12 protein-coding genes are annotated in these 12,957 nt (G+C 72.2%); 8 read left to right on the top strand and 4 right to left on the bottom strand.

Annotation, left to right across the window (positions count from 1 at the left end):
• Window positions 1-15 precede the first annotated feature (15 nt).
• Entirely contained in the window at window positions 16-1,164 is a 1,149-nt protein-coding gene (locus ACN9M0_RS15565; protein ID WP_399698465.1) for a lysophospholipid acyltransferase family protein, read from the top strand.
• A gap of 55 nt (window positions 1,165-1,219) precedes the next feature.
• Here ACN9M0_RS15565 and ACN9M0_RS15560 read toward each other — a convergent pair whose 3' ends face one another.
• The 3 genes from ACN9M0_RS15560 to ACN9M0_RS15550 all read right to left on the bottom strand — a co-directional run bounded on the left by ACN9M0_RS15560 (window position 1,220) and on the right by ACN9M0_RS15550 (window position 4,925).
• Entirely contained in the window at window positions 1,220-2,464 is a 1,245-nt protein-coding gene (locus ACN9M0_RS15560) for a DUF5667 domain-containing protein (RefSeq protein ID WP_366038343.1), read from the bottom strand.
• A gap of 298 nt (window positions 2,465-2,762) precedes the next feature.
• Window positions 2,763-3,554, bottom strand: a complete 792-nt coding sequence (locus tag ACN9M0_RS15555; RefSeq protein ID WP_366038344.1) for an ECF subfamily RNA polymerase sigma factor, BldN family — start codon at window positions 3,552-3,554, stop codon at window positions 2,763-2,765.
• A gap of 423 nt (window positions 3,555-3,977) precedes the next feature.
• A complete protein-coding gene (locus ACN9M0_RS15550) occupies window positions 3,978-4,925 on the bottom strand; it encodes an HAD family hydrolase (RefSeq protein WP_366038345.1) in 948 nt (315 codons plus the stop codon).
• A gap of 94 nt (window positions 4,926-5,019) precedes the next feature.
• Between ACN9M0_RS15550 and ACN9M0_RS15545 the strand changes: the two genes are divergently transcribed.
• From ACN9M0_RS15545 to hemB, 6 genes are all read left to right on the top strand, one after another.
• Window positions 5,020-5,319, top strand: coding sequence for a glutaredoxin family protein (locus tag ACN9M0_RS15545; protein ID WP_366038346.1), 300 nt, complete (start codon window positions 5,020-5,022; stop codon window positions 5,317-5,319).
• Between the two features lie 272 nt (window positions 5,320-5,591).
• Window positions 5,592-6,398, top strand: a complete 807-nt coding sequence (locus ACN9M0_RS15540) for a redox-sensing transcriptional repressor Rex (RefSeq protein ID WP_366038347.1) — start codon at window positions 5,592-5,594, stop codon at window positions 6,396-6,398.
• A complete protein-coding gene (locus ACN9M0_RS15535; protein ID WP_399698468.1) occupies window positions 6,395-7,777 on the top strand; it encodes a glutamyl-tRNA reductase in 1,383 nt (460 codons plus the stop codon). The genes ACN9M0_RS15540 and ACN9M0_RS15535 overlap by 4 nt, the downstream gene beginning before the upstream one ends.
• Window positions 7,774-8,760 carry a hydroxymethylbilane synthase gene (hemC, locus tag ACN9M0_RS15530; protein ID WP_366038349.1) on the top strand — a complete coding sequence of 329 codons (987 nt, stop codon included), beginning with the start codon at window positions 7,774-7,776 and terminating at the stop codon, window positions 8,758-8,760. Before ACN9M0_RS15535 ends, hemC begins: the two co-directional genes overlap by 4 nt.
• The gene (locus ACN9M0_RS15525; protein WP_366038350.1) at window positions 8,757-10,427 is read left to right on the top strand and encodes a uroporphyrinogen-III synthase; all 1,671 of its coding nucleotides are present in this window, start codon (window positions 8,757-8,759) and stop codon (window positions 10,425-10,427) included. The genes hemC and ACN9M0_RS15525 overlap by 4 nt, the downstream gene beginning before the upstream one ends.
• A 213-nt stretch (window positions 10,428-10,640) precedes the next feature.
• Entirely contained in the window at window positions 10,641-11,645 is a 1,005-nt protein-coding gene (gene hemB / locus ACN9M0_RS15520) for a porphobilinogen synthase (protein ID WP_426403775.1), read from the top strand.
• Between the two features lie 7 nt (window positions 11,646-11,652).
• Here hemB and ACN9M0_RS15515 read toward each other — a convergent pair whose 3' ends face one another.
• Entirely contained in the window at window positions 11,653-12,513 is an 861-nt protein-coding gene (locus ACN9M0_RS15515; RefSeq protein WP_426403774.1) for a DUF4253 domain-containing protein, read from the bottom strand.
• Between the two features lie 109 nt (window positions 12,514-12,622).
• On the opposite strand from ACN9M0_RS15515, the gene ACN9M0_RS15510 reads away from it, so the two are divergent.
• Window positions 12,623-12,895, top strand: a complete 273-nt coding sequence (locus tag ACN9M0_RS15510; protein WP_366038448.1) for a DUF1876 domain-containing protein — start codon at window positions 12,623-12,625, stop codon at window positions 12,893-12,895.
• Window positions 12,896-12,957 lie beyond the last annotated feature (62 nt).

Genomic DNA, 12,957 nt, shown 5'->3' with positions numbered 1-12,957 from the left:
GGAGACCCGACTGCGATGGCGGACGCCAAGGTCATTCCGTTCGACGACGACCGCTCACGGGCCCGTCGTCGGCCCGCCCGGGCCGATGGCGAGGCGGCGGCCGTACGGGCCCTGCCGGGGCCCCAGCAGGGGCCTGGGGAGCCTGAGCGGGTGTCCGGGGCTTCCGGGGCTTCCGGGAGCTCCGGGGCCGCGTCCCCGGGGCCGGAGCGGGCTTCCGGGGCGCAGGGGGCCGGGACCCCGGATGCGTCTCCTGAGGTGTCTCCGGACGCGTCTTCGGACGCGTCTCCGGGCACGGGACGGGGGGCGGACGCGCCGGGGGGCGGGAGCGGCTGGGAACGGCGGCTCGCGGGCGGGCTCGCGTTCCTGCGGCGGCGGATCACCGGCGAGTACGAGGTCGACGAGTTCGGCTACGACGAGGAGCTCACCGACCAGGTCCTGATGTCGCTACTGCGCCCGCTGTACGAGAAGTACTTCCGGGTGGAGGTGAAGGGCGTCGAGAACATCCCGGCCGAGGGCGGGGCGCTGATCGTCGCCAACCACTCCGGGACCCTGCCGCTGGACGGGCTGATGATGCAGGTCGGCGTCCACGACAACCATCCCGCCGGGCGGCACCTGCGGCTGCTCGCGGCGGACCTGGTCTTCGTGCTGCCCGTCGTCAACGAGCTGGCCCGCAAGGCGGGGCACACGCTGGCCTGCGCGGAGGACGCGGAGCGGCTGCTGCGCGCCGGCGAGATCGTCGGGGTGATGCCGGAGGGCTTCAAGGGGATCGGGAAGCCCTTCGGGGAGCGGTACAAGCTCCAGCGGTTCGGGCGGGGCGGTTTCGTGTCGACGGCGCTGCGGGCCGGGGTGCCGATCGTGCCCTGCTCGATCGTGGGCGCCGAGGAGATATACCCGATGCTCGGGAACGCCAAGACCCTGGCGCGGGTGCTCGGATTCCCGTACTTCCCGCTCACCCCGACCTTCCCCTGGCTGGGGCCGCTCGGGGCGCTGCCGCTGCCGACGAAGTGGACGATCCAGTTCGGCGAGCCGATCCCGACGGACTCCTACGCGCCGGAGGCGGCGGAGGACCCGATGCTGATGTTCAACCTGACGGACCAGGTGCGGGAGCAGATCCAGCACACGCTCTACAAGTTGCTGGTGCAGCGGCGGTCGGTGTTCTTCTGACCGATCGCATGGAAGAAGGGGCGCCCCCCGTCCGTGGGGGCGCCCCTTCTTCTTGCTAGCGAGCGTCCTCGCTGTCGATGCCGAGGCCCGGAAGCAGGCCCGGCAGGAGTGGCGGAAGGGTCACGTCCGGCACGTCCGGGGTCGACTGGCCGGACGTCGGGGCCGTCGGTGTGCCCGTCGGGGACGGATTGAGCAGTCCGCCGGTGTTGCCGCCGAGGAGGCCGTCGTCCTCGGGCGAGCCGCTGGCGCTGCCCGTGCTCGGGGTGGTTCCCGTGCTGGACCCGGACGGGCGGGGCGAGGCGGAGTGGCTGCCCGAGGGGGACGTCTCCTGGCCGGCCGAGGGCTGGGTGCCCGTGCCCTGGGTGCCCTGAGGGGTGCCCGGCCTGCTGCGCGGCCCCCCGGTGCCGATCGCGCCTCTCTCGGGGGTGCGGGGGAGCACCGACTGGAGCGGCTCGACCTCTTCGTCTATGGCGTCGAAGACGTCCGTCACCTCGCTGCCGACGTCCGCCAGCTGGACGGGGAGCCGGTCGCGGAGGCCGTTCCAGGTGTCCCGGTGGGCCTGGGCGAAGGAGTTGAGCCGGGCCATCGGGCCGATCTCGCCGTCCCGCTCGTACGCCTCGCGGAGCAGCCGGTGGCCTTCCGAGGCGTCGTGCTTCATCCCGCCCAGGACGCGGCGGATCTCGGCGAGGGACTCGTGGTCGAGCTCCCCCGCGCGGCCGCGCTCCATGAGCCGGCGGGCCTCGCTGAGGCGGGTGGAGGCCTGGTCGAGGTAGATGCCGCCGCGGTCCGCGTCGTCGTCCGCCATGCCCAGCTTGATGTCCTCCATGCCTCGCTTGAGCCCGTAGAGCGAGTCACCGGGGAGGGCGTCGGAGCTGGCAGCGGCCACTCCGCCGAAGGCGCCCGCCGCCACACCGACCGTGAGGCCGCCGGCGGCGAGGCCCTTGGTCCATCGGGACCTGGGGCGCAGTTTCCGGAGCGGGGACGCCCGATGGGATCCCTTGCCGGTGGATGTCCGCTGCTCGGGCACCGTAGGGCCCGCGGCAGCGCTCCCTTCCATGAGCATCGCTTCCATGGCGGCGACGAGCTGGGCTCGCTGCACCACCTTGACCTCGGGGTCGAGCTGTGGCTTCGGCAGCTCCCCGAGGCCGTTCGCCAAGGCCAACAGTCGTCCCTGCCCGGCTGGTTCAGCCGGTTCCGCCGGGGCCTCGGGCTGCTCGGCCGCCGCGTCCTCGGACGCCCGGTCCTCCAGGGCCTGGGCGAAGGCGTTCGCCCGCCGGTGCGCCGATACGTTCGCGATCACTGGCGGCACCTCCTCTCGTCATGACGGTCGACTCCCCGGGGTGTCCGGAAGGTTGCACACCTTGAGCGCATCCACACGAAAGAGTGAGTGGCTGCGGACATGGCGTGACCACAGGGAGCCTGCATCCCGCACAACGAGCGGCGCGGCACTTGGGTTACGCGCGAAAGATGATCGGACCAGTGCGTCATCGAGGCGTCACCGACTGTGAGTTGGACGGGGGTCGTTGGGGTGTGGGGGGAGGTGCGGGGATGGTGGCGCGGACCGGGGCAGGGGGGCGCGTGTGGGGGGCGCGGAGCGGTCAGCGGGCGTCGTCCGGGAGGAGGCGGGCCAGGGTGCGGACGGCCCGGTACTGGAGGGTCTTGATCGCGCCCTCGTTCTTGCCCATGACCCGGGCGGTCTCGGCGACCGAGAGGCCCTGCAGGAAGCGCAGGGTCACGCACTCCTGCTGCTGGGGGTTGAGGCGGCGCACCGCGTCGAGGAGTGCGGCGTTGGAGAGGGACTCCAGGACGGAGTCCTCGGGGCTGCGCTCGACCTCGTTGGCGTCGAGCATCTCGCCGGTGGTGACTTCCAGGCGGAAGCGGCTGGACTTGAAGTGGTCCGCGACCAGGTTCCGCGCGATCGTGACCAGCCAGGCGCCGAAGTCGCGGCCCTGCCAGGTGAAGGTGGAGATCCGGCGCAGGGCGCGCAGGAACGTCTCGCTGGTGAGGTCTTCCGCCGTCGCCTTCCCGCCGACGCGGTAGTAGATGTAGCGGTAGACCGTGTCGCTGTACTGGTCGTACAGACGGCCGAAGGCCTCGGCCTCGCCCGCCTGGGCGCGCTCGACCAGGTCCATCATGCGGGCGCTGTCGCTGTCGGCGGAGGGGCGGCGTGCGGTGGTCGAGGTTCCGGAGCCGGAGCGGGCGCCCCGTCTGCTCACGGCGGCGCCGCCGTCGGCCAGGGCGTAGCAAGGGCCGGCGGGTGCCGGTGCGGCGAAGGCGAAGGCGGGGACAGGGCCGGCGTACGCGGTGGGGACGAAGCCGCGCAAAAGGTCGAGGACCGTTGCGCGCAGCGTAGCCAGGCCCGAGGTGTCAACCCCGACGTGTGGGTACACGGGACTCCCAGAGGCAGAGCTTCCATCACGTGCAGTGCGGGACCGTTCACCCGTCGTGGCGACTGGAGGGGTCCTTTGTGCGTCTGAGGAGAATAACGCTTCGTACAGGCAGCGCTACACCCAGTTGCTCAAATCACCGGTTCCGTCGTATCTGTTACTGCTTGTAGTCGCATCAAGTCGCAGTTCGTGACTACTTGTTGATCGGTTTGCTTCCGAGTGTGACTGCGCGGGCGATGTGTTGTGCTCAAGTGCGGGGCGGGGGAGTGACCGGGGCCGCTGCGGGGTAAGGAGTGCGGAATGCCCGGGAGTCGACGTGTGCGGTGCTGTTCGACCACGGACGGGTGAGTGCCCCTGGTCCGGGGTTGTCGCAGGTGATCGCAGCCGAAACGTATCGGCAGGACCCTCGCGGGAGCGGCGGGGGCCTCAGTGGCGGCGGCGGTGCAGGGCGACCGCGGCGGCGGTGCCGCCGGCCAGCGCGCCCAGGCCCGCGGCGGCGGGGATGCCGACCTTGGCGGCCTTGCGGCCGGTTCGGTAGTCGCGCAGCCGCCAGTCCCGGTCCTTCGCGTGCTTGCGCAGTTTGGTGTCCGGGTTGATCGCGTACGGGTGTCCCACCAGCGAGAGCATCGGGATGTCGTTGTGAGAGTCGCTGTACGCGGCGCAGCGGCCCAGGTCGAGGCCCTCGGCGGCGGCGAGGGCCCGTACGGCCTCGGCCTTGGCCGGTCCGTGCAGGGGCTCGCCGACCAGCTTGCCCGTGTACACGCCGTCGACGGACTCGGCGACCGTGCCGAGCGCGCCGGTCAGGCCGAGGCGGCGGGCGATGATCGTGGCCGTCTCGACCGGGGCGGCCGTGACCAGCCAGACCTTCTGGCCCGCGTCCAGGTGCGCCTGGGCGAGGCCGCGGGTCCCGGGCCAGATGCGGTCGGCCATGTACTCGTCGTAGATCTCCTCGCCGATCGACATCAGTTCGGAGACGCGGTGGCCCTTGACGATGGACAGGGCGCTGTCGCGGGCGTCCTGCATGTGCTCGGGGTCCTCGACGCCGGCGATCCGGAACCAGGCCTGCGCCCAGGCGAAGCGCGCGAGTTCGCGGCGCTGGAAGAACTTCCGCTTGTACAGGCCGCGCCCGAAGTGGAAGAGCGCGGCGCCCTGCATCACGGTGTTGTCGAGGTCGAAGAAGGCCGCCGCCCGGACGTCTCCGACGACCGGGAACTCGGGCTCGGCGGCCTCGGTCTCGGCGGCGGCGGACTCCTCGCGCTCCAGCTCCAGCTGGAGCGAGGACTTGCGCGCCGCCTCGGCGGCGGCCTCGCCTGCCAGGACGCTGCGCGCGGTGGCGGAGCGCCTACGGGGGGTGAGCCATCCCAGAGCGGCCATGCCGTTGAGCATAGCCAGTCTGTTCGGTACTTCCTGACTTGTGAGGATGCCGTGGTGTGAACAGTGGGGGACTCCGCTGTTACCGGGCGCCAGAATGGACGTCATGTTCGGACGTACGAAGAAGAAGGACGCCCCGTCGGGCGGCGGCGGCGCCGCGTCGCGTGTGGTGACGCTGATCGGCAAGCCGGGGTGTCATCTCTGCGACGACGCCCGCGCGGTGATCGAGGCCGTGTGCGCGGAGACCGGAGCATCCTGGGAGGAGAAGGACATCACCCGGGACGAGGAGCTCCACCGGGCGTACTGGGAGCAGATTCCCGTCGTCCTGATCGACGGCGAGCAGCACACCTTCTGGCGCGTGGACGCGGGGCGGCTCCGGCGCGAACTGGGTGCCTGACCGAAAGACGGTTACCATCATGGACGTTTTGTTGGGTTTCGGGGGCGGCATCGTGAGGAGAGTGTGCGGCTTTGCCCCCTTCGGGATCTCAACGCGCTGACGCACTCCGCGGTTCCGCGACGATACGAACCGGCCGCGTGACCCCGGTCACTTTGGGCAGACAAAACGGACACCATCTTTGTGCACGCGTTCACAAAGACATAGCCTGCATTCGACGGGGCGGTCTTGGGACATATGGCCGCCTGCAGCCCCGCTCATCCCGCAGGAGCACCGTGGCAACTGGCCGAACTCACCGACCGGCGACCCGTAGCCGAGGAATTCCCGAGGCCACCGTCGCCCGGCTTCCGCTGTATCTGCGCGCACTCACCGCGCTCTCGGAGCGCTCCGTACCCACGGTCTCCTCCGAGGAGCTCGCGGCCGCGGCGGGGGTCAACTCCGCGAAGCTGCGCAAGGACTTCAGCTACCTCGGCTCGTACGGCACCCGCGGTGTCGGCTACGACGTCGAGTACCTCGTCTACCAGATCTCCCGTGAGCTGGGGCTCACCCAGGACTGGCCGGTCGTCATCGTCGGCATCGGTAACCTCGGCGCCGCCCTCGCGGGCTACGGCGGTTTCGCCTCCCGAGGCTTCCGCGTCGCCGCGCTCATCGACGCCGACCCCGCCATGACCGGCAAGCCGGTCGCCGGGATCCCCGTCCAGCACAGCGACGACCTCGAGAAGATCATCAACGAGGACGGCGTCTCCATCGGCGTCATCGCGACCCCGGCCGGCGTCGCCCAGCAGGTCTGCGACCGGCTCGTGGCCGCCGGAGTCACCTCCATCCTGAACTTCGCCCCGACCGTGCTGTCCGTGCCCGACGGCGTCGACGTGCGCAAGGTCGACCTCTCCATCGAGCTGCAGATCCTCGCCTTCCACGAGCAGCGCAAGGCCGGCGAGGAGATGAGCGCCGAGGAGGGCCCCGACGCGGGCGCCGAGCCCGAGCCCGCCGCGGCCGTCGCGCCGCCGGCCCCCCGTGGCACCGCGGGCGGCGCCGGCCGCAAGGGACCCGACGGGGACGTCCCCGCGGTGATGCCGGCATGAGCCTTCTCGTCGTCGGCCTGAGCCACCGCAGCGCCCCGGTCTCCATCCTGGAGCGGGCCTCGCTGTCGGCGGACACCCAGGCCAAGCTGCTCCAGGACACCCTCGCCGCCGAACCGGCCGCCGAGGGCACCGTCCTGGCCACCTGCAACCGCATCGAGCTCTACGCCGACGTGGACAAGTTCCACGCCGGGGTCGCCGAGCTGTCCACGCTGCTCGCGCAGCACAGCGGCGTCGGCCTGGACGAGCTCACTCCTTATCTCTATGTGCACTACGAGGACAGGGCCGTCCACCACCTCTTCTCGGTGGCCTGCGGGCTCGACTCCATGGTCGTCGGCGAGGGCCAGATCCTCGGCCAGATCAAGGACGCCCTCGCCCTCGGCCAGGAGCTCCACACCGCCGGCCGGCTCCTCAACGACCTGTTCCAGCAGGCCCTGAGGGTCGGCAAGCGCGCCCACAGCGAGACCGGCATCGACCGGGCCGGGCAGTCGCTCGTCACCTTCGGCCTGGAGCAGCTCGCCCAGGACGCGGACGTCGAGACCTGGGCCAAGGGCAAGAAGGCCCTCGTCATCGGGGCCGGCTCGATGTCCTCGCTGGCCGCCGCCACGCTCGCGCGCTCCGGCGTCTCCGAGATCGTCATCGCCAACCGCACCCTGTCCCGCGCCGAGCGGCTCGCCCAGATCCTGGGCGAGGCCGGTGGCACCCCCAGAGGCAACTCCGGGGGAGGCACGGGGGCGGCCGCACGCGCGGTCGAGATGGTTGCCGTCGGCGACGAACTGACACGTGCCGACGTCGTCGTCTCCTGCACCGGCGCCACCGGACTCGTCCTCACCGGCGAGGCCGTCGAGGACGCCGTGCAGGGCCGTACGGCTCCGCTCTTCCTGCTCGACCTCGCCATGCCCCGCGACATCGACGCCGCCGCCCACCGCATCCCCGGTGTCCGGCTCGTCGACATCGAGTCGCTCGCCGAGGCCTCCGCCGACGCCCCCATGGCCGCCGACGTCGACCAGGTCCGGGGCATCGTCTCCGACGAGGTCGCCGCCTTCGGCGCCGCCCAGCGCGCCGCGCACATCACCCCCACCGTCGTCGCCCTGCGCACGATGGCCGCCGAGGTGGTCGCGGGCGAGGTCGCCCGGCTGGAAGGCCGCCTCCCCGGCCTCGACGACAAGCAGCGCGCCGAGATCACCCAGACCGTGCGCCGCGTGGTCGACAAGCTCCTGCACGCGCCGACCGTGCGGGTCAAGCAGCTGGCCAGCGAGCCCGGCGGCGCCGGGTACGCGGACGCGCTGCGGACACTCTTCGACCTCGACCCGGAGACGGTGGCTTCTGTCAGCCGGGCCGACCTGAATGACGCCGACGTCAAGAACCGAGGGCGAGTATGACCGAGAGGGCACTGAGGCTCGGGACCAGGCGCAGCAAGCTCGCCATGGCCCAGTCCGGGCACGTGGCCGACGCCGTCCGGCAGCTGACCGGCCGGCCCGTCGAGCTCGTGGAGATCACGACGTACGGGGACACCTCCCGGGAGCACCTCGCGCAGATCGGCGGCACCGGCGTCTTCGTCGCCGCGCTGCGCGACGCGCTGCTCGCGGGCGAGGTGGACTTCGCCGTGCACTCCCTGAAGGACCTGCCGACCGCGCAGCACCCCGACCTGGTGCTGGCCGCGATCCCGCAGCGCGAGGACCCGCGCGACGTACTGATCGCCCGCGAGGGACTGTCGCTGGACCGGTTGCCCCAGGGCGCCCGGGTCGGCACCGGCTCCCCGCGGCGGATGGCACAGCTCCACGCCTACGCGCGCAACCACGGCCTGGACATCACCTGCGTCCCCATCCGCGGCAACGTCGACACCCGCGTCGGCTACGTCCGCGCTGGCGAGCTCGACGCGGTCGTCCTGGCCGCGGCCGGACTCAACCGCATCGGCGGGACCGACGAGCTCCTCGGCGGCCTCTCCGCCGAGCCGCTGGCCGTCGACACCGTCCTGCCCGCCCCCGGCCAGGGGGCCCTGGCCGTCGAATGCCTGGCGTCGAACACCGAACTCGTCGCCGCGCTCGCGCCTCTCGACGACCCGCGCACGCGGGCCGCCGTGACCGCCGAGCGATCCCTGCTCGCCGCCCTGGAGGCCGGCTGCTCCGCACCTGTGGGTGCGCTGGCCGACCTGCTGGCCGACGACCCCGGTCACGGGCAGGTTGTCACCGAAATGCGCCTGCGCGGCGTCGTCGGCACCACCGACGGCTCGACGCTGGTGCAGCTGTCCACCACCGGACCCGTACCCACCTCGCACGACGAGGCCATGGCGCTCGGACGCGAACTCGCGGACGAAATGCTCGCCAAGGGTGCGGCCGGTCTTATGGGGGAGCGAGCACTTTGAACCCCACCCGCCCGACCACCAGCCCGCTGTCCCCGGCCTTCGCAGGCCATGGGCACGTCACATTCCTCGGCGCAGGCCCCGGTGACCCCGGACTCCTGACCCTCAGGGCCGTCGAGGCCCTCGCCGGAGCGGATGTCCTGATCGCCGAGCCGGAGGTGCTCGAGGTCGTTCGCGGCCATGCGCGCGTGGGGGTGAGCACGCCTGAGCTGACGGTTGTTGACGAGGCGTCAACAACCGCCGGTGTCCCCGTGTTGAGGGATGCGGCCAATCTTGTCATGGAGGCCGCGAGGGGCGGCAGGCGGGTCGTCCGTGCGGTGACCGGCGACCCCGGCCTCGACGGGAACGCGGGAGCCGAGATGCTCGCCTGCGCCGCCGAGGGCATCCCCTTCGAGGTCGTGCCCGGCGTCGCCACCGCCGTCGGCGTGCCCGCGTACGCCGGTGTGCCGCTGCGCGACGCGCAGGGCACCGACGTGCGCTTCGTCGACGCCCGGACCGCCGACGAGCGGTGCTGGTCCGAGGTCGGTGCCTCGGACGGGACCGTCGTCGTGTCCACCTCCCTGGATTCGGTCGCCGCGGCTGCCGGAGAGCTGGTGGCGGCTGGCCGTAAGCCGGACACCCCGCTCACCGTCACCATCGCCGGTACGACGACGCGCCAGCGCACCTGGAACGCGACGCTCGGCACCATCGCCCAGGTCTTCAAGCAGGGCAAGGTCCTCCCCTCGCCCGAGGGCCACCGGCCGGTCATAGCCGTGGTCGGCGAGCGCAGCGCCGCCGCGCAGCGGGACCAGCTGTCGTGGTTCGAGTCCAAGCCCCTCTTCGGGTGGCGGGTCCTCGTGCCGCGCACCAAGGAGCAGGCCGCGTCGCTCTCCGACCAGCTGCGCTCGTACGGCGCGGTGCCCCACGAGGTGCCGACGATCGCCGTCGAGCCGCCGCGCACCCCGCAGCAGATGGAGCGGGCGGTCAAGGGGCTCGTCACCGGACGGTACGAGTGGATCGCCTTCACCTCGGTGAACGCGGTCAAGGCCGTACGGGAGAAGTTCGAGGAATACGGGCTCGACGCCCGCGCCTTCGCCGGCATCAAGGTCGCGGCCGTCGGCGAGCAGACCGCCGCCGCGCTCGTGGACTTCGGCGTGAAGCCGGACCTCGTGCCGTCGGGCGAGCAGTCCGCGGCGGGCCTGCTGGAGGACTGGCCGCCGTACGACCCGGTCTTCGACCCGATCGACCGCGTCTTCCTGCCGCGCGCCGACATCGCCACCGAGACGCTGGTCGCCGGGCTCATCGAGCTCGGGTGGGAGGTCGACGACGTCACCGCCTACCGGACCGTACGGGCCTCGCCGCCGCCGGCGGACACGCGCGAGGCGATCAAGGGCGGCGGCTTCGACGCCGTGCTCTTCACCTCGTCCTCGACCGTGCGGAACCTCGTCGGCATCGCCGGCAAGCCGCACAACGTGACGGTCATCGCCTGCATCGGGCCCGCCACGGCCAAGACGGCCGAGGAGCACGGGCTGCGGGTCGACGTGCTCTCGCCCGAGCCGTCCGTCCACAAGCTCGCCGAGGCGCTGGCGGACTTCGGCCTGCGGCGCCGGGAGACGGCGCTGGAGGCGGGGGATCCGGTGACGCGGCCGTCGGAGCGGAGGCCGGGGGCGCGGCGACGTCGGACGACGTAGCGGTTTCTGGTGTGGTGCGGGGCGCGGTCTCTTCGGGGGCCGCGCCCCGCGCGCGTTGTGCGCCCCGCCGGCCCCCCGTTGTGGGCATACGTTCCGCTCGAGCAGGGGGACCCCCATCGCCCCAGCGGGACGATTGCCCACACGGCGGTGGGCGGGGGTATGCCCACATCGCGTCGGTAAAGGGGGGGCTCCCGCGGGCGTAGCCTCGGGGGCATGAACTCGTACGGATCCTTTCCCGGGGCGCGGCCGCGGCGGCTGCGGACGACGCCTGCCCTGCGGCGGATGGTGGCCGAGACGCGCCTGCATCCCGCCGACCTGATCCTGCCCGCGTTCGTGCGCGAGGGCATCACCGAGCCCGTGCCGATCCAGGCCATGCCCGGGGTCGTGCAGCACACGCGGGACACCCTGCGGAAGGCCGCCGTGGAGGCGCTGGAGGCCGGAGTCTCCGGGATCATGCTCTTCGGCGTGCCCGAGGACGCGAAGAAGGACGCCGCCGGAACGGCCGGCACGGACCCGGACGGGATCCTCCAGGTCGCCATCCGCGACGTCCGCGCCGAGGTCGGCGACGAGCTCGTCATCATGTCGGACCTGTGCCTCGACGAGTTCACCGACCACGGCCACTGCGGCGTCCTCGACGCCGACGGCCGCGTCGACAACGACGCCACCCTGGAACGCTACGCCGAGATGGCCCAGGTCCAGGCCGACGCCGGCGTCCACGTCGTCGGCCCCTCCGGGATGATGGACGGCCAGGTCGGAGTCGTCCGCGACGCCCTGGACACCATCGGCAAGGAGGACGTGTCGATCCTCGCGTACACCGCGAAGTACTCCTCCGCCTTCTACGGCCCCTTCCGCGAGGCCGTCGGCTCCTCCCTCCAGGGCGACCGCAAGACCTACCAGCAGGACCCCGCCAACCTCCGCGAGTCCCTGCGCGAGCTGGCGCTCGACCTGGAGGAGGGCGCCGACATGGTGATGGTGAAGCCGGCCGGGCCGTACCTCGACGTGCTCGCCAAGGTCGCCGCCTCCGTCGACGTGCCCGTCGCCGCCTACCAGATCAGCGGCGAGTACTCGATGGTCGAAGCCGCCGCCGAGAAGGGCTGGATCGACCGCGACAAGGCGATCCTGGAGACCCTCACCGGCATCCGCCGCGCCGGCGCGCAGATGATCCTCACCTACTGGGCGACCGAGGTCGCGCAGAAGCTGTCCGCCGGGGGCCGCTAGTCGGGGCCTAGTCCCACCAGAAGCTCCACATCGGGCTGTTCAGCAGGGCCTCCCGCGCGTAGGCGCGCAGGTCGTCGTGGTTCCCCTGCGTGACGTTGTCCGGGCAGAACGCGAAGTGCTCCGCCGCCACCGCCTCGGCCTCCTCCACGGTCCGGGGCGGGGCGGCCACCGACACCACCAGCTGGTCGAAGGTCAGCGCGACGACCCGAGCGCCGAAACGGTCCTCCCAGGAGCGCAGCACCGCGCACAGGCGCGCCACGTCGTTCTCGTGGTTCATGGGCCCGCCCCAGCCGATGACTGCCGGTATGTCGGCGCTCCGCCGGGCGGGCACCAGGGCCGGGCGCGCCTCCGCCAGCCAGGAACCCGGCCTCGTCAGCAGCTCCGCGACGGCCTGCGCCGCTCGGTCCGGGTCCGTACGCAGCGGCTGCGCCGGAGCCAGCCCCGGCCAGCCGGCGGCGAAGGCAGCCACGGCCTCCTCGTACCCCGACTGCTCGCCGAACAACTTCTCCACGGCCGCGGTCACCCGGAGGTCCCGCTCCGCCTCCGGTATCTCCGAGGCCGCGTAGTACTCCCAGAAGTCGGCAAGGACCTCGTCGGCGTCGTGGTCCGCCGGGTCGCTCATCCGCTCCGGCTCCAGCTCCCACTCGTCCAGGCCCCACCTGCCACCCAGCAGCACCGGCAGCAGCCCCGCCGTCCGGGCCGCCGGGCGCAGCGCCGCCCATGCGGCCGGCCCCGCCGCGCCGTGCCCCGACCAGAGGTACGGGTCGTCCGCCGGGCCCGTGAGAGAACCCGGCGGCAGGCCGAGGCCGAGGGAACGGCCGGTCGGATCGGAAACGAGCTTCGGCAGCTGGTTCGGGATCATCGCCATGATCGAAAGGTAGGGGGAGCCACTGACAACGGGGCGAGTGGTGGGGCGGCACCGGGCGGCGCACCCTGGAGAGGTAGCCGACAGGTCCTCGGTGGAGGTGGTCCTCATGATGCACACACTTGTCGGATGGCACGTGGAGATGGAGTTCCAGGAGGAAGGTGACCGCACGCGGGCCGCGGCCATGGTCCGGCTCAGCGACGGCACCGAGTTCCGGGCCCACGGCACCGCGAACCGGCACCCCTCCGACCCGGACCAGCTGCGGGTGGGCGAGGAGATCGCCGGCGCGCGCGCCCTGATGGACCTCGCCTCCCAGCTGCTCCAGAAGGCCCACACCGAGATCGACGAGGTGTCCGGCCGGACCTCGCACACCATCAGCCGCTGACGACGAAGCCCCCGGCACGGTGATCCGTACCGGGGGCTTCGTACCAGGGGTGTCTTCGTACC

Origin of the sequence: Streptomyces sp. R-07 (assembly GCF_049913175.1) — a bacterium.
In the GTDB taxonomy this organism is placed as follows: Bacteria; Actinomycetota; Actinomycetes; order Streptomycetales; family Streptomycetaceae; genus Streptomyces.
Note: the sequence above shows the minus strand (reverse complement) of the source record. Positions and strands in the feature narration are given on the sequence as shown.

What these genes read in the sequence shown, in the direction of transcription:
- ACN9M0_RS15565 (WP_399698465.1), top strand. Translation starts at nt 16, where the DNA reads ATGGCGGACGCCAAGGTCATTCCGTTCGACGACGACCGCTCACGGGCC.
- ACN9M0_RS15550 (WP_366038345.1), bottom strand. Translation starts at nt 4,925, where the DNA reads ATGGCCGCTCTGGGATGGCTCACCCCCCGTAGGCGCTCCGCCACCGCG.
- ACN9M0_RS15545 (WP_366038346.1), top strand. Translation starts at nt 5,020, where the DNA reads ATGGACGTCATGTTCGGACGTACGAAGAAGAAGGACGCCCCGTCGGGC.
- ACN9M0_RS15535 (WP_399698468.1), top strand. Translation starts at nt 6,395, where the DNA reads ATGAGCCTTCTCGTCGTCGGCCTGAGCCACCGCAGCGCCCCGGTCTCC.
- hemC (WP_366038349.1), top strand. Translation starts at nt 7,774, where the DNA reads ATGACCGAGAGGGCACTGAGGCTCGGGACCAGGCGCAGCAAGCTCGCC.
- hemB (WP_426403775.1), top strand. Translation starts at nt 10,641, where the DNA reads ATGAACTCGTACGGATCCTTTCCCGGGGCGCGGCCGCGGCGGCTGCGG.
- ACN9M0_RS15515 (WP_426403774.1), bottom strand. Translation starts at nt 12,513, where the DNA reads ATGGCGATGATCCCGAACCAGCTGCCGAAGCTCGTTTCCGATCCGACC.
- ACN9M0_RS15510 (WP_366038448.1), top strand. Translation starts at nt 12,623, where the DNA reads ATGCACACACTTGTCGGATGGCACGTGGAGATGGAGTTCCAGGAGGAA.